The following is a 23,021-nucleotide window of genomic DNA, read 5'->3' as shown; positions in this document are numbered from 1 at the left end:
CGCATTCTGAGGAGCACCTGTGTCTGAGTCAACTGAGCCCGCACCGTCCAACACACCGGCGCGGCGCGTCATCGTCGCCGAGGATGAGACGCTGATCCGCCTCGACATCGTGGAAATCCTCACCGGCGAGGGATACGACGTCGTTGGCGAAGCCGACAACGGCGAGAAGGCCGTAGCACTGGCCACCGAACTCAAGCCGGACCTGGTCCTGATGGACGTCAAGATGCCCGTCATGGACGGCATCACGGCCGCCGAGCAGATCGTCAAGGCCCGCATTGCCCCCGTGGTCCTGCTGACCGCCTTCAGCCAGAAGGAACTCGTGGAGCGTGCCCGTGAAGCCGGTGCCATGGCCTACGTGGTCAAGCCGTTCACCCCCGCGGACCTGATTCCGGCCATCGAGATCGCCTTGTCCCGGCACGAGGAAATCAAGGCCCTCGAAGACGAGGTCAGCGACCTCAAGGAGCAGTTCGCCACCCGCAAGCTGGTGGAGCGCGCCAAGTCGCTGCTGACCACCAAGATGGGCCTGACCGAGCCCGAGGCCTTCCGCTGGATCCAGAAGACCTCCATGGATCGCCGGCTGAGCATGCGCGAAGTCGCCGAGACCATCATCAACCAGGTCAACTAGGCTTCCGCGCCCCGCACACCGGAGCACCAAGAGCACCAAGCAACGGCCCTGCCCGACGACGTCGGGCGGGGCTTTTTGCCGCCCTCACCAAGTCCCGTCCCCGGTCGACTCCGGCACCTGCGGAGCAGCCGGTCCCGGCGGAGCCTATCCGGCCGGGGAAGGCCGGCCCTATATTGGTGAGACGCTATTGGAGCTGCAGGGCTTCCACGGCTGGGTACTGGGCCCGGCCTCGACTGAAGCTCCCGGGAGAAACCATGGCCGTGTCCTCTCCGCATCTGTTTGAGGCGCCGCACCTCACGAATCTGGCGCAGCCCCGGCCGCGGCTGGCAATCGCTCAGGGCCTCGGCACCACGGAAATCTGGGCTTCAGCAGGAACGGGCAAGACGACGCTCCTGGCGCAGTGGGCCGCTGAGGTCAGAGCGGACGGAGAAACCGCGGCGTGGATCAGCATCCCGGCCGCAGGAAGCAGCCGGCCCCGGTTGCCGGCACTCATGCGCGGTTCCCTCGCGGTGAATGCCCCGCCGGAAAGCCTCCGAGACGGGCCCGGCAGCCGGGTGAACCTGCTGTTCGACGATGTCCATCACCTGCACGACCCTACGGAGGCTCAATGGCTGGCTCAGCTGATTGAATCGCGGCCACGGGGCATGCGAATTGTCCTCGCGGGACGCCATCCGCCGAACTATCCGGCGCACCATCTCCCCCGCTTCGGTGCCGGCTCCGAAAAGGTGTCCGTGGAGTACCGCACCGCTCATCTGGCGTTCACCCGGGCCGAGACCGCAGCGTTCGATCCCGGAAGAGGTCACTGATCACGGCAAACAGCGCCATCAGGTACGCGAAGAAGACCGTGGCCCAGAAAATCCATCCGATGACACCCCAAAAGTCGTCCCAGAATTCCATATCGGCTGCCCTGCTTTCAAAGGTGTGGACGGGTATGAGTGCATCCTCACCCGGTGTGTTGAGACCCGTCTCCCAGCCCTGCGGCCTCCGATGCACGCCGGCGGGCCGAGCACGCACACCATAACTATGAACCTCGCCGGCACCCGTCCACCTCACCCAAAAGAGGTGAGATCCCCAAAGCGCCTTCCCGGCCGCCTCGCCTCGAAGGCACCCTCCTGTCCTGGCTGTACTTGGGGCGAGCAGAGGGTGAGACGACGACAACGGGCTCCTCCCCACGGAGGCGGCGCGTGACAATCGGCTATATCCGAGAAAGTGGATATCTATGGATGGAAATGGATACCGAAAAGATAAAAAGCTGCCCGACCGGAGAAATCCGGTCGGGCAGCTTTCGTACAGCCCAGCTTCAGTAGCTCAGCTCAGCACATCAATCGAACCTAGATGGACTTGGCCTTGCCCTTGTTGCTGCTCTTGATCGGCCACGGGCCGACCTTCTCCTTGACCCGCATCTGCCCGTCGAGGCGCTGACCGGCGTCGGCGATGTCCCCCACCTTGTGCACCTTGATGGAGTTCGTGGAACCGGCCTGTCCGGGAGGCGAACCGGCGGCGATGACCACCAGGTCGTCAAGCTCGACCAGCTCGTTCTCAAACAGCGTGCGGTCCACCTGGGCGGTCATCTGATCGGTGTTCTCGGCGAACTCGACCAGCATCGGCTGGATGCCCCAGAAGAGGCTCATGTAGCGGTACGTCTGCTCCACCGGGGTGAAGGCCAGGACCGGCTTCTTGGGGCGCAGGCGGGAGAGCCGGCGGGCCGAGTCACCGGACTGGGTGAAGGTACAGACGAACTTTGCGTCCAGCTGATCGGCGATCTCGACGGCGGCACGGGTGATGGCGCCGCCGCGGGTGCGCGGCTTGGAGCCCAGGGCGGGCACGCGGTTCAGGCCGTGCTCTTCAGTGGACTCGATGATCCGGGCCATGGTGGTCACGGTTTCGATCGGGTACTTGCCCACAGAGGTTTCGCCCGAGAGCATCACGGCGTCCGCACCGTCAAGGACGGCGTTGGCGCAGTCGGAGGCTTCCGCGCGGGTGGGGCGCGGGCTCTCGATCATTGATTCCAGGACCTGGGTGGCCACGATGACCGGCTTCGCCCAGCGGCGGGCCAGCTCGATGGCGTTCTTCTGCACCAGGGGAACGTCTTCCAGGGGAAGCTCGACGCCGAGATCGCCGCGGGCAACCATGATGGCGTCGAACGCATCGATGATTTCCTCGATGGCGGCAACGGCCTGCGGCTTCTCGATCTTGGCGATGACCGGCACGCGGCGGCCTTCCTCGTCCATGATCTCGTGGACGCGGCGGACGTCGACGGCGTTCCGGACGAAGGACAGGGCAACCATGTCCACGCCGGTGCGGATGGCCCAACGCAGGTCGGCCTCATCCTTGTCGCTCATGGCCGGAACGCTGACGGCAACGCCGGGCAGGTTCAGGCCCTTGTTGTTCGATACGGCGCCGGGAACGGTTACTTCGGTGACAACCTTGACGTCGTCCACAGCGGTGCAGCGCACCGCAACCTTGCCGTCGTCGATCAGCAGGGTGTCCCCCACGTTGACGTCGTTCGGCAGGCCGGTGTGCGTGGTGGAGACAATCTCCTTGGTGCCAGGCACGTCCTCGATGGTGATTGTGAAAACATCACCCTTGTTCAGGAAGTGCGGACCGTCCATGAAACGGCCCAGGCGGATCTTGGGGCCCTGCAGGTCGGCGAAGATGCCGACGGGCTTGCCCAGTTCCTCGGAAGCGCGGCGCACGTTGTCGTACACGGACTTATGTACGTCGTGGTCGCCGTGGCTCATGTTCATCCGAGCCACGTCCACTCCTGCGCGCAGAACCGCGAGGGTGTTTTCGTAGCTGTTGATTGCGGGGCCAAAAGTGGCCACAATTTTTGCGCGTCTCATGTCTTCCAGCGTAGTCGCCCGGCGCCGATTACGCATGGAGACGGGCCGCAGGAGCCGCCTGTGACGGGAACTGCGGCCCGTGTTTTTTCTCTCACCCGGCCCAGGCTGGGCCTCACCCGGCCCCGCTGGCCCTCAGCCGGCTACGCAGGAGGTCAGAGAGGCGAGATCGCCCGGTCCGTGGGCGCCACGGGCGCCGGCAGACGGGTGGAACCCATCAGCCACTGGTCCACGGCGGCGGCGCAGGCACGGCCTTCGGCAATCGCCCACACGATCAGTGACTGGCCGCGGCCGGCGTCACCGGCGGCAAACACGCCCGGCGTTTTGGTCATGTAATAGCCGTCCCGCACTACGTTGGAGCGTTCGTCGAACTCCGTGTGCACCTGCTCGGCGAGCCCGGCGGGCTCCGGACCGGTGAAGCCGAGCGAGAGGAACACCAGGTCCGCCGGCAGCACCCGCTCGGTGCCGGCCTTGGGCACGCGCCGCCCGTCCACGAACTCCGTCTCGGCGATTTTCACTCCGGTCAGCTGCCCGCGCTCCCCCACGAACTCCACGGTGGAGGCCAGGTAGGTGCGCTCCCCGCCTTCCTCGTGGGCGCTGGCGGTTTCAAACAGCGTCGGAAACATCGGCCACGGCTGATGTGCGGCGCGTTCGGCCGGCGGCTGCGCTCCGATGGCCAGCGTGGTCACCGAGGCGGCCTGCTGGCGGTGCGCCGTACCCAGGCAGTCGGCGCCGGTGTCGCCTCCGCCGAGGATGATCACGTGCTTGCCCTCGGCTGAAATGGAGTTCCGGACCTGCTCCCCCGCGACGGCGCGGTTGGCCTGCACCAGGTACTCCATGGCGAAATGCACGCCGTTCAGCTCGCGTCCGGGAATCGGAAGGTCCCGCGGCACGGTGCTGCCGGTGGCCACCACGACGGCGTCGTAGCGCCGGCGCAGCTGCTCCCAGCTGATGTCCCGGCCCACTTCGACGCCGGTGCGGAACCGGGTTCCCTCGGCGCGCATCTGGTCCAGGCGGCGGTCCACCTGCAGCTTTTCCATCTTGAAGTCGGGGATGCCGTAGCGCAGCAGCCCGCCGATCTTGTCGTCGCGCTCGTACACTGCCACGGTGTGGCCGGCGCGGGTGAGCTGCTGCGCGACGGCCAGGCCCGCGGGACCGGAGCCGACGACGGCGATTGTCTTGTCGGTGAGCCGCTCCGGCGCGTGCGGGGTCACCCAGTTTTCGTCGAAGGCCTGGTCGATGATCGAGACCTCGACCTGCTTGATGGTGACCGCCGGCTGGTTGATACCCAGCACGCAGGAGGACTCGCACGGCGCCGGGCACAGCCGCCCGGTGAACTCCGGGAAGTTGTTCGTGGCGTGCAGCCGTTCAATGGCCTCGCGGCCCTTGTCCCGGTACATCAGGTCATTCCACTCGGGGATGAGGTTGCCCAGCGGGCAGCCCTGGTGGCAGAACGGGATGCCGCAGTCCATGCAGCGGCCCGCCTGTTCCTTCAGGACGCCCTTCTGCTGGGCTTCGTAGACCTCTTTCCAGTCCATGATGCGCACCGGTACGGGCCGGCGCGGCTGGGTCTGGCGTTCACGTACTTTCAAGAATCCGCGTGGGTCAGCCACCGGTTACCTCCAGAATTCGGGTCCATGCTTCGGCGCCGTCGGGGTCAAGCCCGGCTTCGGCAGCTGAGGCACGGGCGTCAAGCACTGCGGCGTAGTCACGCGGCAGCACCTTGGTCATGCGGCGGGCAGTGGCGGCGAAGTCCTCGAGCAGGGACGCCGCCAGGACGGATTCGGTTTCCTCGACGTGCCGGATCAGCAGGCCGCGGACAATGTCGGCGTCCTCGGCGTCCAGCGGTTCCAGGCGCAGCTCGCCCTTCTCCAGCGCGTCCTTGTTGATCCGTTCGGTCCGCAAATCCAGCAGGTACGCCGTGCCGCCGGACATGCCGGCGCCGAAGTTGCGTCCCGTCGGGCCCAGGATCAGTGCCTGTCCCCCGGTCATGTATTCACAGCCGTGGTCGCCGATTCCCTCGACGACGGCGGTGGCTCCGGAGTTGCGGACCAGGAAGCGTTCGCCCACCTGGCCGCGCAGGAACATCTCGCCGCTGGTGGCGCCGTAGCCGATCACGTTTCCGGCAATGACGTTCCGTGCCGCGTCGAAGACGTTGGCGCGGTCCGGGCGGACGATTATCCGTCCGCCGGAGAGGCCCTTGCCGACGTAGTCGTTGGAGTCCCCCAGCAGGCGCAGCGTAACGCCGGCCGGCAGGAATGCGCCGAGTGACTGACCGGCCTGGCCGGTGAGGGTCACGTCGATGGTGTCGGGAGCCAGGGTGTCGGTGCCGAACGTCTTGGTCACCGTATGCCCGAGCATGGTGCCCACCGAGCGGTCGGTGTTCACCACGTCCAGGGTGATGCGCACCGGGCTGCGGTTCGCCAGGGCGTCGGCGCTCATTTCGATCAGCTTGTTGTCGAAGTGCGAGTCCAGGTCGTGGTTCTGCGGCACCATGTTGCGCATGGGCGCGCCGGGTTCGACGACGTCGGCTCCGCGCAGGATCGGCTCCAGGTCCAGTCCGTCGGCCTTCCAGTGGTCCACGGCTGCCTTGGTGTCCAGCAGCTCGGTGTGCCCGATTGCCTCCTCGAGGGAGCGGAACCCCAGTTCGGCGAGGATTTCGCGCACTTCCTCAGCCAGGAACTCGAAGAAATTCACGATGAATTCGGGCTTGCCGGTGAAGCGGGACCGGAGTTCAGGATTCTGCGTCGCCACGCCCACCGGGCAGGTGTCCAGGTGGCAGACGCGCATCATGACGCAGCCGGAGACCACCAGCGGAGCGGTCGCGAAACCGAACTCCTCGCCGCCGAGCAGCGCGGCAATCACGACGTCGCGTCCGGTCTTGAGCTGGCCGTCCACCTGCACCACCACGCGGTCGCGGAGGCCGTTGAGCATCAGCGTCTGCTGGGTCTCGGCCAGTCCCAGCTCCCAGGGGGCGCCGGCGTGCTTGAGCGAGTTCAGCGGCGAGGCGCCGGTGCCGCCGTCGTGCCCGGAAACGAGAACGACGTCGGCCTTGGCCTTGGTCACGCCCGCCGCCACGGTGCCGATGCCGGCCTCCGACACCAGCTTGACGTGGACCCGGGCGCTCGGATTGGAGCGCTTGAGGTCGTAGATCAGCTGGGCGAGGTCCTCGATGGAGTAGATGTCGTGGTGCGGCGGCGGGGAAATCAGGCCGACGCCGGGGGTGGAGTGCCGGGTGCGGGCAACCCAGGGGTAGACCTTCTGCGCCATGAGCTGGCCGCCCTCGCCGGGCTTGGCGCCCTGGGCCATCTTGATCTGGATGTCATCGGCGTTGGTCAGGTACAGGCTGGTGACGCCGAAGCGCCCGGAGGCCACCTGTTTGATCGCGGAGCGGCGCTCCGGATCGAGCAGGCGTTCCACGTCCTCGCCGCCCTCGCCGGTGTTGGACTTGGCGCCGAGGCGGTTCATGGCGATGGCCAGCGTTTCGTGAGCCTCCTGCGAGATGGAGCCGTAGCTCATCGCGCCGGTGGAGAAGCGCTTCACGATGCTGGAGACGGGCTCCACCTCATCGATCGGCACCGCTGAGCGTTCGGCGGTGCGGAATTCGAGCAGGCCGCGCAGGGTCATCAATGACTTGGACTGGTCGTCCACGCCGTTGGTGTAGGCCTTGAACACGTCGTAGCGTCGTTCACGGGTGGCGTGCTGCAGCCGGAAGACGGTTTCGGGGTTGAACAGGTGCGGCGGGCCTTCGCGGCGCCACTGGTATTCCCCGCCGTTCTCCAGGGGCCGGTGCGGATCCTCGATTTCGTCGTCCGGGTAGGCGCTGGCGTGCCGGGCGGCGGCTTCGGCGGCGATGACGTCCAGGCCGACGCCGCCGAGCTGGGACTGGGTGCCGTGGAAGAACTCGTCGACCAGTTCCTGGCCCAGGCCCAGGGCCTCGAAGGTCTGCGCGCCGCAGTAGGAGGCCACCGTGGAGATGCCCATCTTGGACATGATCTTCAGGACGCCCTTGCCGAGGCCCTTGATCAGGTTGGAGACTGCCTCTTCGCGGGTCACGCCGGTGATGTCGCCGTTGCGGACCAGTTCCTCGCAGCTTTCCATCGCCAGGTACGGGTTGACCGCCGAGGCGCCGTAGCCCATGAGCACCGCCACGTGGTGGACCTCGCGGACGTCGCCGGCCTCCACCAGCAGGGAGATCTTGGTGCGGTTGGCGCTCTTGAGCAGGTGATGGTGCACGGCGGAGAGCAGCAGCAGCGACGGGATCGGTGCCCACTGCGCGCTGGAGTCACGGTCCGAGAGGACGATGTACTCGATGCCGCGGTTCACGGCGCCGGAGACTTTTTCGCAGATCTCGGAGATCCGGGCGCGCAGCTCGGCCTCGCCGCCCTGCGGGCGGTACAGGCCGCGCACCTTCAGCGAGACCTTCTCGCCGTCGTTGTTGGTGACGTTGGTGATCTTGGCCAGCTGGTCATTGTTGATGACCGGGAAGTTCAGGGCAATCTGATGGTTGCGGACCTGGCCGGCGGCCAGCAGGTTCCCGACCGGGCCGATCGAGGCGCGCATGGAGGTGACCAGTTCCTCGCGGATGGCGTCCAGCGGCGGGTTGGTGACCTGCGCGAAGGACTGCACGAAGTAGTCAAAGAGCAGCCGGGGACGCTGGGAAAGCACCGCGATCGGCGTGTCCGAGCCCATGGCGCCCAGCGGTTCCGCGCCGGTGCGGGCCATCGGGCCCAACAGGATGCGCAGTTCCTCCTGGGTGTAGCCGAAGGTGCGCTGCCGGCGGTTGATCGAGGCCTTGGTGTGCAGCACGTGTTCGCGCTCGGGCAGTTCCTCCAGGGAGACCTGGTTTTCCCGGACCCAGTCCGCCCACGGATTCGCGGCAGCCATCTCGGCCTTGATTTCGGAATCCTCGATCAGGCGTCCGGCTTCAGTGTCGACCAGGAACATCTTCCCCGGGGAGACGCGGCCCTTGCGGACCACCTTCGCCGGATCAATGTCCACCACGCCCACCTCGGAGGCGAGGACCACGAGGCCGTCCTCCATCACCCAGTAGCGGGCCGGGCGCAGGCCGTTGCGGTCCAGGACCGCTCCGACCTGCGTGCCGTCGGTGAAGGACACGGCGGCGGGGCCGTCCCATGGCTCCATCAGCATGGAGTGGTACTGGTAAAAGGCGCGGCGGGCCGGATCCATCGTGGCGTGGTTTTCCCAGGCCTCGGGAATCATCATCATGATGGCGTGAGTGATCGGTCGGCCGGACAGCATCAGCAGTTCGGCGACCTCGTCGAAGGACGCCGAGTCGGAGGCTCCCGGGGTGCAGATCGGGTAGAGCTCTTCCGGGGTCTCGCCCAGCAGCGGGTTCTTCAGCTGGGACTGGCGGGCGCGCATCCAGTTGCGGTTGCCCTTGACCGTGTTGATTTCGCCGTTGTGCGCAATGGCGCGGAACGGCTGGGCCAGCGGCCAGGACGGAAAGGTGTTGGTGGAGAACCGGGAGTGGACAATGCCCAGCCGGGTCTTGAAGCGCGGATCGGAGAGGTCCGGATAGAACGGCTCCAGCTGCGCGGTGGTGAGCATGCCCTTGTAGACCATGGTCTTGGAGGACAGCGAGGGGAAGTACACGCCGAACTTGTTCTGCGACCGTTTCCGGACGCGGAAGGCGCGGGCGTCCAGGTCGGAGGCATCGCCGTCGGCCGGTGCCAGGAACACCTGGACAAAATGCGGCATGCAGGCCCGGGACATGGCGCCCACCAGGTCAGCGACGATCGGCACGTCACGCCAGCCCAGGACGGTGAGGCCCTCGGACTCGGCGATCGCTTCCACGCCGGCGCGGGCGGTGTCCTGCTCCCGGCCCTCGGTGGGCAGGAACGCGGTGCCGACGGCGTAGGTGCCGGCGGCGGGCAGGTCGAAGGCGGTGACGGCACGGAAGAATTCGTCGGGCACCTGGGTCAGCAGCCCGGCCCCGTCGCCGGTTCCCTCGTCTGCGCCCACGGCACCGCGGTGCTCCAGGTTGCGCAGGGCGGTAAGGGCGGCGTCGACAATGTCGTGCCCGGGTTCCCCGCGCAGGGTGGCGATAACGGCCAGCCCGCAGGCGTCTTTTTCGTTCTCGGCGCGGTACAGCCCGGTGTCCGCCGGAAAAGCGGCGAAGCGGGTGAACGGCGAAACGGCGGAAGATCCGCCGGGCGGAAACAGATCAGTCATGAGGTAAGTCCTTCCCCCTGATGGAGCTTGTGGGAGGGGACAACGCTGGCCCCACGGCGGAAGGCGCAAATATTCCGCGGTGTTCAGTGACACGGAAGGGCGTCCGGGGTTGTTCCCGTGGTCCCTTCCGGACGGCCACAACTACGTGGCAGAAGCACCGCCGGGAGGGTGACCCGACAGGTGCTACTTGGCAGTACCCGGTGTCCCGGGCTTGCGAGAATTATCCTCCTCGCTTTTTGTCTCTGCGAGATTAGCACGCAGAGAACCCGTTGATGAGCCGGAATCCGGATCTTGCTTCACCGTTTCATTCTTGTTACCTGCCGGTGCCGCGCCGACCTCGGCTGCCGGCTCCCGGCCGGGCAGGTAGAACGAGGCCTCCGGGCCTTTACGGGCGCGGAAAGTCAGGTAAATGAACATGGCCACGGAGAACACGAAGATGCCGATGCTGGTCCACACATTCAGCCGTTGTGTGACGCCAAAAAGCGTAATCATTTCAGCGTCGTCGATGCGCAGGATCTCGATCCAGAGCCGGCCCAGCGTGTAGTAGGCGGCGTAGAGCCAGAACAGGCGTCCGCCGCGCAGCCGGAACCGCTTGTCCAGTGCCAGCAGCAGGGCGACGCCGGCCAGGCACCAGAGCGACTCGTACAGGAAGGTGGGGTGGAAGAGGGTGCCGGGCGCTGTTCCGTCCGGGAAGTTGGGGTTGTTGGCGTCGATTTCCAGCCCCCAGGCCACCTCGGTGGGAGCGCCGAAGAGCTCCTGGTTGAACCAGTTGCCCCAGCGGCCCACGGCCTGCGCGAGCAGCAGGCCGGGAGCGCCGACGTCGGCGAACGTGGAGAGTTTGATGCCGGCGCGCCGGCAGCCGATCCATGCGCCGACGGCGCCCAGCGCCACGGCTCCCCAGATGCCCAGTCCGCCGCGCCAGATCTGCGGAATCAGCGAGAGGTCGCCGTTGACGCCGAAGTAGGCGTCCGGCGAGGAGATGACGTGATAGAGGCGGCCGCCGATGATGCCGAACGGAATGGCCCAGATGGCGATGTCCCACACCGCTTCTTCGGGCAGGCCGCGGCGCCGCCAGCGGACCGAGGTCATCCACAGGGCCAGGACGATGCCGGCCAGGATGCACAGCGCATACGCGTGGATGGTCAGCGGCCCCAGCGAGAAGCTGCTGAAGTCCGCGGGCGGGCTGGGAATGCTGGCCGGGACCAACACGGACATCAGGTTCATTAGTTGCTCTTTCGGGTTCCGGTGCTCAGTTCACGGGTGAGGTCGGCGACCGCGGGAACGCCGCCGTCGCGCAGGGCCGCCACCAGGGCGGTGCCCACGATCACGCCGTCGGCGTAGGCGCCGATTTCCCGGACATGGCCGGAGTTCGAGACGCCCAGGCCAACGCAGACGCGCTGCGCACCGGCGGCGCGGGCCGCCGATACAACGTCCCTGGCCGCGCTGCTCACCGAGCTGCGGGCACCGGTGACGCCCATGATGGACACCGCGTAGACAAATCCCCGGCTGGCCGCGACGGTGCTCTTCATGCGGTCCGGCGTGGAGGACGGCGCCACCAGGAACACCCGGTCCAGGCCGTACTTGTCCGAGGCCGCCATCCATTCGGAGGCTTCATCGGGGATCAGGTCCGGTGTAATCAGGCCCGCTCCCCCGGCTTCGGCCAGGCGGCGGGAGAACTCGTCCACGCCCATCCGCACCACTGGATTCCAGTAGGTCATCACCAGCACGGCGGCGTCCGTGGCGGCAGTGATGCCGGCGACGACGTCGAACACCTCGGCGACGCGGAAACCGTTACCCAGCGCCTCGGTGGTGGCTGCCTGGATGACGTGGCCGTCCATCACCGGGTCCGAGTACGGGATGCCGACCTCAATCAGGTCCGCGCCGTTTCGGGCCAGGGCGATGCCGGCGTCGATGGTTTCCTGCACCGACGGGAAGCCGGCCGGCAGGTAGCCGATCAGCGCGGCGCGGCCGTCTGCGGCGGCCCGGTCAATGGCTGCCGCGGACTTGCTGGCGGCGTTTCTGCCCGATCCGGACGTGTTGCGGACACCGGTGCTCACAGCTGTTCCCCCTCTTTGGCGATTTTGGCTTCGGCTGACTTCTCGTCCAGCAGGTTGAACCATTCCGCGGCGGTCGCCACGTCCTTGTCGCCCCGCCCGGAGAGGTTCACCAGCACGATCTTGTCCGAGGCGCCGGGACCTTCCGCGTTCGCCTCCTCGGCGAGCCGCCGGCCCACCTTGATGGCGCCGGCCAGCGCGTGAGCGGATTCAATGGCCGGGATGATGCCTTCGGTGCGGCAGAGCAGCTGGAAGGCATCCATTGCCTCGGTGTCGGTGATGGGCTCGTAGGAGACCCGGCCGATGTCGGAGAGGTAGGAGTGCTCCGGGCCCACGCCGGGGTAGTCCAGGCCGGCGGAAATCGAGTGCGATTCCACCGTCTGGCCGTCTTCGTCCTGCATCAGGTAGGAACGCGCGCCGTGCAGCACGCCGGGCCGTCCCAGCGTGATGGTGGCCGCATGGCGGCCGGTTTCGACGCCGTCGCCGCCGGCCTCGAAGCCGAAGATTTTCACCTCGGGGTCGTCGAGGAATCCGTGGAAGATGCCGATCGCGTTGGACCCGCCGCCGATGCAGGCACACACGGCGTCGGGCAGCCGGCCGGCCTGCTCCAGCATCTGGGCGCGGGCCTCCTCGCCGATGACTTCGTGGAAGAAGCGGACCATGGCCGGGAACGGATGCGCTCCGGCGGCGGTGCCGAGCAGGTAGTGGGTGTCATCGACGTTGGCCACCCAGTCGCGCAGCGCCTCGTTGATGGCGTCCTTGAGCGTCTGCGAACCGTGGGTCACCGGAATGACGGTGGCGCCGAGCAGCTCCATGCGGGCCACGTTCAGGGCCTGCCGGCGGCAGTCCTCGGCTCCCATGTAGACCACGCATTCCAGGCCCAGCAGGGCGGCGGCGGTGGCGCTGGCCACGCCGTGCTGGCCGGCGCCGGTTTCGGCGATCACGCGGGTCTTTCCCATGCGCTTGGCCAGCAGTGCCTGGCCGAGCACGTTGTTGATCTTGTGCGAGCCGGTGTGGTTCAGGTCTTCGCGCTTGAGGAAGATCCGCACGCCGCCGGCGTGCTCGGCGAAGCGCTTGGCCTCGGTCAGCAGGGAGGGGCGGCCGGAGTAGTTCTTGTTCAGGTCAGCCACCTGGGCGGTGAACTCCGGATCGGCCTTGGCCTTTTCGAAGGTGTCTTCCAGCTCGTCCAGCGCCGCAATCAGGGACTCGGGCATCCAGCGTCCGCCGTACTCGCCGAAGTAGGGTCCGGGGGCGTGGCGCAGCGAACCGTGGGTGTTCAGGAACGCGTCGGCCACCTCCTCAGTGACGGCTCCGGCGGCTTCCTGCCGGGCGGCGTCCGACGGCGCGGTGGAGGTGTCTGTGGACTCGGGTGCGGGCTGAGCCGCACCCGTCTGTTCCGGATTCCCGGTCATGGGGCTGGTTCCTGTCCTGCTTTGGTCCGGGCGGCGGGCCGTCCGGACAGGGAATTGTTGCGTTCTTGTCAGCCTTTGCCGTGCACGCGGGCGGCCAGCGCGTCCCGGCCGGTCCGGGTGAACTCGGCGATGGTGGCGGCGGGATTGTTGTGCCGCACGAGGGCTTCGCCCACGAGGACGGCGTTGGCGCCCTCCGAGGCGTAGTGCACGACGTCGGCCGCGTCCCGCACACCCGATTCGGCGACGACGACGGCGGCGGCGGGGATGCTGCCCGCCAGCGCCGCGAAGACCGAACGGTCAACGTCAAGGGTTTTCAGGTTGCGCACGTTCACGCCGATGATTTTGGCGCCAACGGCCACGGCACGCTCGATTTCCTCGGCCGTGTGCGTTTCCACGAGGGCGTTCATGCCCAGGTCATGGGTGAGCGCCAGGAAAGTCTTCAGCCGGGCATCGTCCAGGGCGGCGACGATCAGCAGCACCAGGTCGGCGCCGTGCGCCCGCGCCTCCCAGATCTGGTATTCATCAACCGTGAAGTCCTTGCGCAGCAGCGGAATGTTCACGGCCGACCGGACGGCGTCGAAGTCTGCGAGGGAACCGCCGAAGCGGCGCTGCTCGGTGAGCACGCTGATCACCGCTGCCCCGCCGGCTTCGTAGCTGGCGGCCAGCGAGGCCGGATCAGTGATCGCGGCCAGCGCGCCCTTGGAGGGGCTGCTGCGCTTGACCTCGGCGATGACGTGCAGTTCGCTGCGCGCAGAGTCGTTCCCGCCCAGCGCGGCGAATGCGTCCAGGGCGGGAGCTGCCGCACGGGCGCGCTCCTGCATCTGCTCCAGCGGAACCGTGCGCCGGCGTGCCTCGAGATCCTCGGCAACGCCGGCGACGATGTCGTCCAGAACGCTCACTTAGTGACCGTTGTTGGAGAGCTTCGAGCCGCCTACGCCGTAGCCGGCCTTCCGCATGATGAAGCCGACGAGCAGGCCAACGGCGATGACGCCCAGGCCGATGCAGAACCACAGCACGCTGGCAATGATGTAGCCGAAGCTGGAGATTCCGGCGCCGACGATCATGATCAGGACGCAGGTCCAGGCGGCAGGGGTATTGCCGTGGCCGATGGTCTCATCGTGGATGCTGGCGTGGCTCTGGGCCGAGTTTTCCGGCTTGATGTCAACGTTGCTGTCAGTGGCGTTTGCGCCCATGATAATTCTCCTCTAAACGAATCTGTTTCCATTCTGCCATTGACTGGCGGAAACTCTTTCACATTGCGCCCGGGTCGGCCGGTTCCGGGATCCGCCGGCCCGGCCCGGGGTCAGCGGTAGTTGGTGGGGTCGTCCCCGCGGGTCAGCCGGTCCCAGCTGTCGATCTCGTCAACCGGTTCCTGCCCCGCCGCGGCGCCGGAGGGGTTCGAAGGGTTGGCGGGGCTGGAGCCGCCGGACGGAGTGGCGGCTCCAGCCGTCGTCGTGCCGGGCAAGTTGGCTGCCGAGGCCTCGTCCGCCGCCGGCGCCGGAGCGGGCGCATAGCGGCGGGAGGACTTCCAGCCGCGGCTGGCGATGGCGAGCCAGATGCCGGTGAGGGCGATCAGGATTCCGCAGACCAGTGCGGCCCAGGGCAGCGCGGTCAGCGTGACAACGGTGCCGTCGCCGCCGCTGACGCCGATCGCCTGGCCGATGGCGCCGGCGGCGCCCTGTTCGGGATCGCTGATCACTGTGTAGCTGGCGACGGCCACGCCCACGCCGGAGACCAGCAGGATGACGCTGACGATCCAGCGGGCGATGGGACCGGCGATGGAGGCGGCCAGCCCGGCCGTGATCGCCACGACGGCGAACGCCGTCACGGCGGTGGCGGCGTCAGAACCGGAAACGGCCAGGTCCGGGGTCTGGACGGCCGTCCGCGGCAACTGCACGTTCAGCCAGGTGCGCGTGGTGGTGGCAAAGGCTGCGATGCCGAAGAGCACCGCCGCCATGATGACGGTTCCCTTGCGCTGCCACCTCTTCATGGGTGTGCTCACTGCTGTACTTCCTGCTCTGGGTGTTGGTGCTGCATTAGCGATTGGGCTGCATTAGCGATTGGGCTGGGTTGAAGACTGGGGCTGGGTTGAAGACTGGGGCTGCCGTGAGAAGGAAGTGGCGGGCGGCTCGCCGGCGACGGTGTCCAGGCTGCCGGCGATCAGGGCTGCGCGCAGCGGTGCCGCCGCCTTGTTGACCGTTTCCTGGGCTTCGGCTTCGAGGTCCGAATCCGCGACGATCCCGCCGCCTGCCTGCACAAAGGCCTTGCCGTCCCGCAGCAGCGCCGACCGGATGGCGATCGCCATGTCCATGTCTCCGGCGAAGTCGAGATAGCCGACAACTCCGCCGTAGATGCCCCGGCGGTGCGGCTCCAGCTCGTCCAGCAGGCGCAGGGCGCGCGGCTTGGGGGCGCCGGAAAGGGTTCCGGCCGGGAACGTGGCGGCCAGGACGTCGTAGGCGCTGCGCTGCGGCGAGAGTTCACCCACCACCGTGGAGACCAGGTGCATGATGTGGCTGAACCGCTCCACTTCCATGAACTGGGTGACGTCAACGCTGCCGGGGCGGCAGACCTTGGAGAGGTCGTTGCGGGCCAGGTCCACCAGCATCAGGTGCTCGGCGCGCTCCTTCTCGTCCGCGAGCAGCTCCTCGGCCAGCGCGCGGTCCGCTTCGGCGCCCTTGCCGCGCGGCCGGGATCCGGCGATCGGATGCGTGATCACTTCGCTGCCGGTAACGGTCACCAGCGCTTCCGGCGAGGAGCCGACGACGGCGAACGGGTTGCCGCGGGAGTCCTCGAAGTTGAACAGGTACATGTACGGGCTCGGGTTGGTGTTGCGCAGGACCCGGTAGACGTCCAGCGGCGAGGCGCCGCAGTCCATTTCGAACCGGCGAGAGATGACCACCTGGAAGACCTCGCCGTCCACGATGGCTTCCTTGCCGCGCTGCACGGCCTTCGTGTACTCCGGCTTGGGCCAGGATTCCTTGACGCCGCCGGTCAGCGTGGACAGGTCAACGGTGCCGCCGCGCAGCACCGAGACCGGCTGCGGCGTGGGTTCGGCCAGACGCTGCAGCATTGAGTTCACGCGGGCCACGGCGTCGTGCCAGGCCTCGTCCACGCGCTCATTGGAGCCGTCGAAGTTGATGGCGTTGGCCACCAGCATCACCGTGCCGTTGGAATTGTCATGGACCGCCATGTCCGAGACCAGGTTCATGGCCAGTTCCGGCAGGTCCAGGTCATCCACGGGCGGGTTGGGCAGTTTCTCCCAGCGGCGCACGGTTTCCCAGCCGACAAAGCCCACCAGCCCGGAGGTGAACGGCGGTACGCCGTCCAGCCGCTCGGTCTGCAGCAGTTCGATGGTGCGGGCCATCGCCTCAACGGGGTTTCCGTCCAGCGGCACTCCGGCCGGCGGTTCGCCCAGCCAGTGGGTCTCGCCGTCGTGCGTGGTCAGGGTGGCCCGGGAGGAGGCGCCGATGAAGGAGTACCGGGACCAGACGCCGCCGGCGGCCGCGGATTCCATCAGGAAGGTTCCCGGGGCGCCCGCGGTGAGCTTGCGGTAAATGCCGATCGGCGTGTGGGCGTCGGCCAGCACGCTCACGTGCACAGGCACCACCCGGTGTTCGGCTGCCAGTGCCCGGAATTCCTCGAGGCCGGGACGGATAACTCCAAGATCCTGCATGTGTCTGGTTTCTTTCCGGTCAGCGCTCCAGCGCGGGGCTGGCTACGTGTGGATGGCGGCGCGGAATTCCGGGCTAGTTCTCCGGGTCCGTGGTGCCTTGGCGAATTCCAGCGTCGGTGCTCTGGGATTCCGTGCTCTGGGATTCAGTGGGGGCCAGGACCGGAAGGTCGCGGCCCTCAAAGCAGGTGCGGGTTCCGGTGTGGCAGGCTGCGCCGACCTGGTCCACGCGGACCAGCAGGGCATCGCCGTCGCAGTCCAGCGCCACCGACTTGACCCACTGGACGTGGCCGGAGGTGTCCCCCTTGCGCCAGTATTCCTGCCGGGAACGGGACCAGAAAGTCACCCGTCCCGTCGTCAGGGTCCGGTGCAGCGCTTCGTCGTCCATCCAGCCGAGCATCAGCACCTCGCCGGTGTCGTGCTGCTGGACGACGGCGGCCACCAGCCCGGCGTCGTCGCGCTTCAGGGCGGCGGAAATCGCGGGATCCAGGCCGGGTGCCTGCGGGAATTCGGGGGGAGAGATTAGGGAAGCCATCCCATCGATTCTAGTGCGTTTGGCTGTGGGGCATTCCCTGTGCCCGTCACCCGCGCCAAAAGACGCTTAACGTGCTAGTTTCAGCAGTGATGCGATTTGTACAACCCTCCCGTGAAGTCCTGGCCGAAACGTTGCTTGCGGCCGGTCCTCAAGCACCCACTTTGTGCGAAGGTTGGCTGACCAAAGACCTGGCAGCCCACCTCTATTTGCGGGAGCACCGCCCGGCCGCCGCCCTGGGTTTCTTCCTGAAGCCCTTCGCCGCCAAGACGGACAAGGCCATGGAGGAGACCGCCGCCAAGGCGTCCACCGTTGAGGGTTATGCCAAGCTGGTTCGGGCCTTCCGTTCCGGTCCGCCGCGCCTGTCCCCCATGCACATGAAGGCCCTGGACAACAGCGCCAACCTGGTTGAGTACTTCGTCCACACCGAAGACGTGCGCCGCGCCGGTGACCGCTGGGCTCCGCGCGCCCTGGACGCCGATTATTCCGATGCCCTGTGGGCGGACCTGATCAAGCGCGCCGCGCTCCTGTACCGGGGTGTGGATCTGGGCATTGTCCTGGTCCGGCCCGACGGTCCCCGGCATGTGGCCAAACGCGCTCCGGTCTCAGTGGCGATTATCGGCGAGCCGGGTGAGCTGCTGATGCACGCCCACGGCCGCACCAAGCAGGCCCTGGTGATGTTCGAGGGCCAGCCCGACGCCGTCGCTCTGCTGGAGAGTGCCGATATCGGGCTTTAGGGTTTTGCTCCCCCTCCTCTCCTCTCCCCCAAGCGAGATGGCAGAAAGTGCCCTTCTCAGCGCTGAGACGAGCACTTTCTGCCATCTCGGCGGGTGCGTGGAAGGAACAGATACGAAGCGCGCTCATCACCTTTAACCTGACGGCTGCAGTGTGGTTTCTTCCCATGACCATGTACCTGCTCGGGGAACGGCAATACTTCGCTGACGGAAAGGACCTGGCCGAACGGCTGGCCGCGCAATTGGGACATTCTTTTGCGGTTTTCTTTTGAATCAGGACGTGAAGAGCACTACGTCGCCCGCAGCGGCGACCCTGCCACCAACCCAGCCACGGCGCGCTTCTTCGCGGAGGAGTTTGAGGAAGCGGCGGCTGAGGAGGAAAGACTTCGAGCCACCGGACCGCTGACCAAAGCGACGGCAACACCATGCTTTGCAGCCAGCGAAGTAAAAAGAAGCCTCGCCATCGCATCTTGGCTCCAGGCAAATGCACCATAAACCACGGTTGTTCCGATCGAGTAATCAGTCAGCCGATCTTCCAGATCCGCATTTGCGCCGATTTCCTCATTCGTCGGGGAATGGGGTCCGTTCATCGGAGGAAACGTCTGAATAAGCCCTTTGTAAAACTCCTTCAATGCTGGAGTTGTCACGGATGCGTCGTCGTAAGAATGACCTTCCAACCACTCCAATTGTTTATCCCACCACACCGGGAAGTCCGCATCTGTCACGCTGCCGGGATCAAATGCCAAGATGTCGTAAGCCATGTCCCGCAGAATACCCGCGCCTAAAGTTATCGGCGTGCAGGACAACATTGCGGCGGGTTGGACCTGACCTTCCAGCCTCTTATTCTTCGGTGCCTGCCGGAACCGATAAAGCCGAGGGAGGGATGGAGCACCTTCCCGTCAACGGCCCACTCAGGACCCATCAGCCGCAGAGCAGGAATGACATCCCCGACGGGCGCCCAGCCTTCCGTCTCCAGCTCCAGTCCGTATTCCTCCGGAGCATGGCGCAACGCGTGGGACAGCACGCGGCTGATCTCTGATCGGCTTGGTGCGGGTATCGAAACGGCTCACATCCCCGTCACCAATGGAAAGACCCCGCCTCCCTTGAAGACAAAGGGAAGCGGGGCCTTATTGCTTTATCCGGGTGTCCGGGCGGACCGCAAAGTTTAGCCGGCCGGATCGGTGTCGGATTTCTTCTGACGGTGCCCGGCGGCTGCCGCCCTGGCGTCACCGTCTTCCTTCCCGTCCTTCTTGCCGAACGGCAGAACCTTCATCAGCGGGTGCAGGATCGCCATGACAACCAGGCCCCAGGCCAGTCCGACGATGGCCGAGCAAAGCGTGTTCACGAGCCAGCCCAGGAACCCGCCCACAACAGCGAGTCCTGCCACCGGGTGCTCCAGTGCGTGGACCAGGTCGTACGGCGCGTGCCAGCCGAGGTCGGACGCGCCTACCAGCATGATGTGGCCGCCCACCCAGAGCATGGCGACGGTTCCCACCAAGGTGATGGCCGCCAGCACGGCGGGCATTCCCTTCACCAGGAGTCCGCCGAGGCGCTGGGAGCCTGCTGACTCCTTTTTCGCCAGATGCAGGCCAATGTCATCCATCTTGACGATCAGCCCAACGGCCCCATAGACCAGAATCGTGATCGCAATAGCCACCACCACGAGGATGATCGCGCGGACCCAGATGGACGCGTCGCCCACCTCGTTCATGGAGATGACCATGATCTCGCAGGACAGGATGAAGTCGGTGGTGATGGCTCCCTTGACCACTTTGGACTCGGCGTCGGGACCCCGCTCCACCGCCGGCGCCGCCTTGTCCTCATGATGGCCAAAGAACTTGTGCCAGACCTTCTCCGCGCCCTCGTAGCAGAGGTACGTGCCGCCGAGCATGAGAATGAACGGGATCACAACGGGAATGAAGGCGCTGATCAGCAACAGTGCCGGCAGGATGATCAGCAGCTTGTTCCGCAGCGAGCCCCAGAAGATCTTCTTGATCATCGGGAGTTCACGGGACGGGTCGGCACCGGATACGTACTGGGGGGTCACGGCGGCATCGTCAATGACGACGCCGGCGGCCTTGGCCCCTGCTTTCGCAGCTCCGGCAGCGATGTCATCGACCGATGCGGCGGCGATGCGGGCCAGGGCAGCGACGTCGTCCAGCAGGGCGACCAGTCCCCCGCTCACAGTGCGGCTCCTTGCTGATGCGGGACGGGCGGTTGCGCGTAGAGGGCGCCTTCGGGACGCAGATATGCCATGGTGCAATTATAGGTCGACTGGAAAGCCCCCTTAGTACAGGGACCAGGCGGCCCGTACCGGCGCCAAGGCGTTCCTGGCTCGTGCTGTAGTCTCCACTGCCCTGACCTACGAGATCTTGGCGTTTGACCCGGACAGTGTGACGGATGCGGATTTTTCCGCCTGGTGGGATGAGCGAGCTGGTCCGAGAGCCACTCCTATGACGACGTCCCTGTAACCACCCCGGGCTTTCGGGAGTTTTACAAGGAGCTTATTTCTACGTTCCCCCCGATGAGCGGGCCCGATGCCCCACCACTCGATCAAATCGACGATGACCCCGATTTGGAAGTCCGGCTCACTGATTACTCCATCGGGACTGCCAGTTGCCTTCACTCTCTAAATTGCCTTGCTGCTGCTGAACCAATGACACCCCACAGCACACCGGTTTGAACGGCACGAATCGCACGATGACTGCTCGCCTAACGTCCCTCCACGAAGGTTCCGAGAGCCTTTATCAACTCGTGATATTCGGAGGTCAGGGGAAGATCTGCCGAACCGTCCTGTTTGGCAACATATCGATCGGGAATGCTGCCGCTTCCTTGGTATCTGAAGGTTTCCCTAATCCACTCTCGTGTTTCAGCCACGGCTGGTTCTGATCCGTCACACTCGATTTTTTGTGCCTCATTTTTATAGCCGTGACCCAACTCCGGGAGACCTACCAGCGAGAGCAATTCTGCGAATCGGGACATACTTCGTACCGCATCGTCGATGTACTTCGCCACGGCTACTCCACTCTCCATAACAACAGGGGTTCGGCATAAAGAATGCCTCGGATGAGGACCGCGATTTTCACGTAATCCTTATTCTTGCGCACTGGGTCTTCGTTTACCCCGACCAAGCCGCTAGTCGGTTTCGCGACGCTATCCGGAAATCACGGCCACCGGCCGGTCTGAAAAGAAATTCGCGCTAGTGGCTATATCCCTTCTAGCTCGTACTGGACAACGGAGAGCCAGGCTTCCTGGGCAGCATCAGCTATTGGACTACCCGAGCTGGCGCCTAGGGCTACCTTCCTTCGCCTTTAGATTCTTGCGATTTTGGTAAACCGAACCCGGACCGGGACGGCTGCAGTGGTTTGCGAGCCGGTCCAGTTCAAATAAATCCGGAACCGGACTCTTTCACCGGCGGCGCGCGGCTTGAACGTCGCCATGCTGAACGAGAAAACGTCCTCCGCGCCCCCAGCCTGCCGCATATGAATGGTTCTACCATCTTCACTGATCATCTCAATGAACGAACGTGTTACGCCCGTAACTCCGATGGCTGCGGCGGTCATGACAATCGCGTAATTGCAGTACTCATTCAAGGTGAACGTTCCGCCGTCCTCAAAGGCAACCAAGTTCGGGTTCACGCTTTCGGATTCGTCGGGAACCACCCAGCTCATAACGGTAGGCCTGCCCTTTGGGATCGGTACCCCTGGGGGATTCTGCCACTCCGAATGATTGCCGCCGGTAACCGGCATGGCAAGAGCCGCAATCATCTTGTTCCGGGCCATGGGTGAGGAAAGCGCATAGACGCTTCCATGCCGGATGGTCTGGCCCCTCTGGAGGACATAGGGAGCGGTCACCACCTTGGTTGCTGGGGACCACGGTCCGTTGAGGCTGGCGGCTTCGCTCCAGTGCAGCCCCAGATTGTTTACGTACCGGTCAAAATACATCCGGTATGTGTCCCCATCCTTCAAAATGGCAGGTCCCTCGATACCGCTTCCCCACCCGGCCCAGTTGCCTGAACGATCGGTTCTCCAGGGGCCCGTGATGGTCTCGCCCGCGGCCCGGTCAATGCTGTTGCCTGTGGAATAGAACAGATACCATTGCCCGTCGGTTCCCCTGATCGGTACACCGTCAATGTAACTCGCGGGCTCGTTCGCAAAGGTAACGGCAACGGGAGTGCTCCAGGCGGTCAAGGCGGCATTGGCCGCCTTGACATAGTACATATCGCCCACGTTTGCGGACGTAATCCGGCTGAAGAACACGTAAACGTCATTGCCGTCCACCACCAGTTCCGGCGCCCACGCTTTGACGAGTCCGGGCGCGGCGGCAACGGAAACCTTGGTCAGTAGACTCCACGACCCGGGGTGTCCTGTGGAGCTCGATGCAATGGCGAAGTTTTTATTCCGGCCGTCCGTAGTGGTGTAAGCCACATACCAACGATCATTCCAATACAGGATTGACGGGTCCCGGAGTCCGCCACCATCGGCCGGAACATATACCGGGTTATTGTCCCCGCCGAACAGCGTTTTCCCGTCCGGTGAATAAAACAGGTTCAGGGTTTCCCCCGCTGGGCCGTTACCAACAAAGGTAGCAAAAACAAAACCAGTTGCTGCACCCTCATCGGTAGCGGCTTTCTCAAAGTCAGTTTCCATAACCTGCCATTCCCGTTGGTGGAAGGACAAACTATCAATCCGAGCGGATAAAGCCAACAGGAAACAACCAACGGCTAGAACGCCACTCCAGGAACATCTACGACCGCAGCCGGCGTACTCTCGCTCTACATGGCGGTCCGGCGCACCGTTCCCGGAAGCGGCACCGCGCAGCACCACCCATGTCGTGTTCCGGTGTGAGGCCACACCAGATCACGTGCGGGTCTGCAAAGGGCGCAGGCGTCGTCGGACCATCTATTCCGGGTTGAACGCAAAAGGCACCCCGCCAACCGACAGGGTGCCTTTAACTCTA

Annotated in this window: 20 protein-coding genes; 4 read left to right on the top strand and 16 right to left on the bottom strand. The window is 65.5% G+C overall.

Features of this window, described 5'->3' with window-relative positions:
- Positions 1-19 precede the first annotated feature (19 nt).
- Both QNO08_RS07580 and QNO08_RS07575 read left to right on the top strand, forming a co-directional pair.
- Entirely contained in the window at positions 20-625 is a 606-nt protein-coding gene (locus tag QNO08_RS07580) for an ANTAR domain-containing response regulator (protein WP_229966743.1), read from the top strand.
- Positions 626-879: 254 nt separating this feature from the next.
- A complete protein-coding gene (locus QNO08_RS07575; protein ID WP_229966744.1) occupies positions 880-1,431 on the top strand; it encodes a MalT transcriptional regulator family protein in 552 nt (183 codons plus the stop codon).
- Positions 1,432-1,956: 525 nt separating this feature from the next.
- On the opposite strand, the gene pyk is transcribed toward QNO08_RS07575, so the two are convergent.
- The 11 genes from pyk to hisI all read right to left on the bottom strand — a co-directional run bounded on the left by pyk (position 1,957) and on the right by hisI (position 17,331).
- On the bottom strand, positions 1,957-3,468 hold the full coding sequence (gene pyk / locus QNO08_RS07570) for a pyruvate kinase (RefSeq protein WP_229966745.1): 1,512 nt from the start codon (positions 3,466-3,468) through the stop codon (positions 1,957-1,959).
- 152 nt (positions 3,469-3,620) lie between these two features.
- Positions 3,621-5,078 (bottom strand): glutamate synthase subunit beta, encoded by a 1,458-nt coding sequence (locus QNO08_RS07565; RefSeq protein WP_229966746.1) that lies wholly within the window; start codon positions 5,076-5,078, stop codon positions 3,621-3,623.
- Positions 5,071-9,660, bottom strand: coding sequence for a glutamate synthase large subunit (gltB, locus tag QNO08_RS07560; RefSeq protein WP_229966747.1), 4,590 nt, complete (start codon positions 9,658-9,660; stop codon positions 5,071-5,073). Before gltB ends, QNO08_RS07565 begins: the two co-directional genes overlap by 8 nt.
- 183 nt (positions 9,661-9,843) lie before the next feature.
- Positions 9,844-10,884, bottom strand: coding sequence for a prolipoprotein diacylglyceryl transferase (gene lgt, locus QNO08_RS07555; protein WP_229966748.1), 1,041 nt, complete (start codon positions 10,882-10,884; stop codon positions 9,844-9,846).
- Positions 10,884-11,717, bottom strand: coding sequence for a tryptophan synthase subunit alpha (gene trpA, locus QNO08_RS07550; RefSeq protein ID WP_229966749.1), 834 nt, complete (start codon positions 11,715-11,717; stop codon positions 10,884-10,886). The genes lgt and trpA overlap by 1 nt, the downstream gene beginning before the upstream one ends.
- Entirely contained in the window at positions 11,714-13,126 is a 1,413-nt protein-coding gene (gene trpB, locus QNO08_RS07545) for a tryptophan synthase subunit beta (protein ID WP_229966750.1), read from the bottom strand. The genes trpA and trpB overlap by 4 nt, the downstream gene beginning before the upstream one ends.
- A 68-nt stretch (positions 13,127-13,194) precedes the next feature.
- A complete protein-coding gene (gene trpC, locus QNO08_RS07540; RefSeq protein WP_229966751.1) occupies positions 13,195-14,025 on the bottom strand; it encodes an indole-3-glycerol phosphate synthase TrpC in 831 nt (276 codons plus the stop codon).
- Complete coding sequence (locus tag QNO08_RS07535; RefSeq protein WP_229966752.1) at positions 14,026-14,319, bottom strand: HGxxPAAW family protein; 294 nt, start codon at positions 14,317-14,319, stop codon at positions 14,026-14,028.
- A 110-nt stretch (positions 14,320-14,429) separates the two neighbouring features.
- Entirely contained in the window at positions 14,430-15,128 is a 699-nt protein-coding gene (locus QNO08_RS07530; RefSeq protein ID WP_229966753.1) for a Trp biosynthesis-associated membrane protein, read from the bottom strand.
- A 51-nt stretch (positions 15,129-15,179) separates the two neighbouring features.
- A complete protein-coding gene (locus tag QNO08_RS07525) occupies positions 15,180-16,799 on the bottom strand; it encodes an anthranilate synthase component I (protein WP_229966754.1) in 1,620 nt (539 codons plus the stop codon).
- A gap of 73 nt (positions 16,800-16,872) precedes the next feature.
- Entirely contained in the window at positions 16,873-17,331 is a 459-nt protein-coding gene (gene hisI, locus QNO08_RS07520) for a phosphoribosyl-AMP cyclohydrolase (protein WP_229966755.1), read from the bottom strand.
- A gap of 89 nt (positions 17,332-17,420) precedes the next feature.
- On the opposite strand from hisI, the gene QNO08_RS07515 reads away from it, so the two are divergent.
- Together QNO08_RS07515 and QNO08_RS07510 are read left to right on the top strand one after the other, a co-directional pair.
- Complete coding sequence (locus tag QNO08_RS07515) at positions 17,421-18,065, top strand: TIGR03085 family metal-binding protein (RefSeq protein WP_229966756.1); 645 nt, start codon at positions 17,421-17,423, stop codon at positions 18,063-18,065.
- Positions 18,066-18,112: 47 nt separating this feature from the next.
- Positions 18,113-18,334, top strand: coding sequence for a hypothetical protein (locus tag QNO08_RS07510; protein WP_229966757.1), 222 nt, complete (start codon positions 18,113-18,115; stop codon positions 18,332-18,334).
- Between the two features lie 18 nt (positions 18,335-18,352).
- Here the strand turns inward: QNO08_RS07510 and QNO08_RS07505 are convergent, their stop codons facing one another.
- From QNO08_RS07505 to QNO08_RS07490, 5 genes are all read right to left on the bottom strand, one after another.
- Positions 18,353-18,823 carry a hypothetical protein gene (locus QNO08_RS07505; protein WP_229966758.1) on the bottom strand — a complete coding sequence of 157 codons (471 nt, stop codon included), beginning with the start codon at positions 18,821-18,823 and terminating at the stop codon, positions 18,353-18,355.
- A 26-nt stretch (positions 18,824-18,849) separates the two neighbouring features.
- The gene (locus tag QNO08_RS17500) at positions 18,850-19,095 is read right to left on the bottom strand and encodes an RNA 2'-phosphotransferase (protein ID WP_502866870.1); all 246 of its coding nucleotides are present in this window, start codon (positions 19,093-19,095) and stop codon (positions 18,850-18,852) included.
- A gap of 132 nt (positions 19,096-19,227) precedes the next feature.
- Positions 19,228-20,247, bottom strand: a complete 1,020-nt coding sequence (locus tag QNO08_RS07500; RefSeq protein WP_229966759.1) for a DUF808 domain-containing protein — start codon at positions 20,245-20,247, stop codon at positions 19,228-19,230.
- 527 nt (positions 20,248-20,774) lie between these two features.
- On the bottom strand, positions 20,775-21,077 hold the full coding sequence (locus QNO08_RS07495) for a hypothetical protein (RefSeq protein WP_229966760.1): 303 nt from the start codon (positions 21,075-21,077) through the stop codon (positions 20,775-20,777).
- A 296-nt stretch (positions 21,078-21,373) separates the two neighbouring features.
- A complete protein-coding gene (locus QNO08_RS07490; RefSeq protein WP_229966761.1) occupies positions 21,374-22,711 on the bottom strand; it encodes a family 43 glycosylhydrolase in 1,338 nt (445 codons plus the stop codon).
- Between the last annotated feature and the right edge of the window lie 310 nt (positions 22,712-23,021).

The organism is Arthrobacter sp. zg-Y820, from assembly GCF_030142155.1.
In the GTDB taxonomy this organism is placed as follows: Bacteria; Actinomycetota; Actinomycetes; order Actinomycetales; family Micrococcaceae; genus Arthrobacter_B.
Note: the sequence above shows the minus strand (reverse complement) of the source record. Positions and strands in the feature narration are given on the sequence as shown.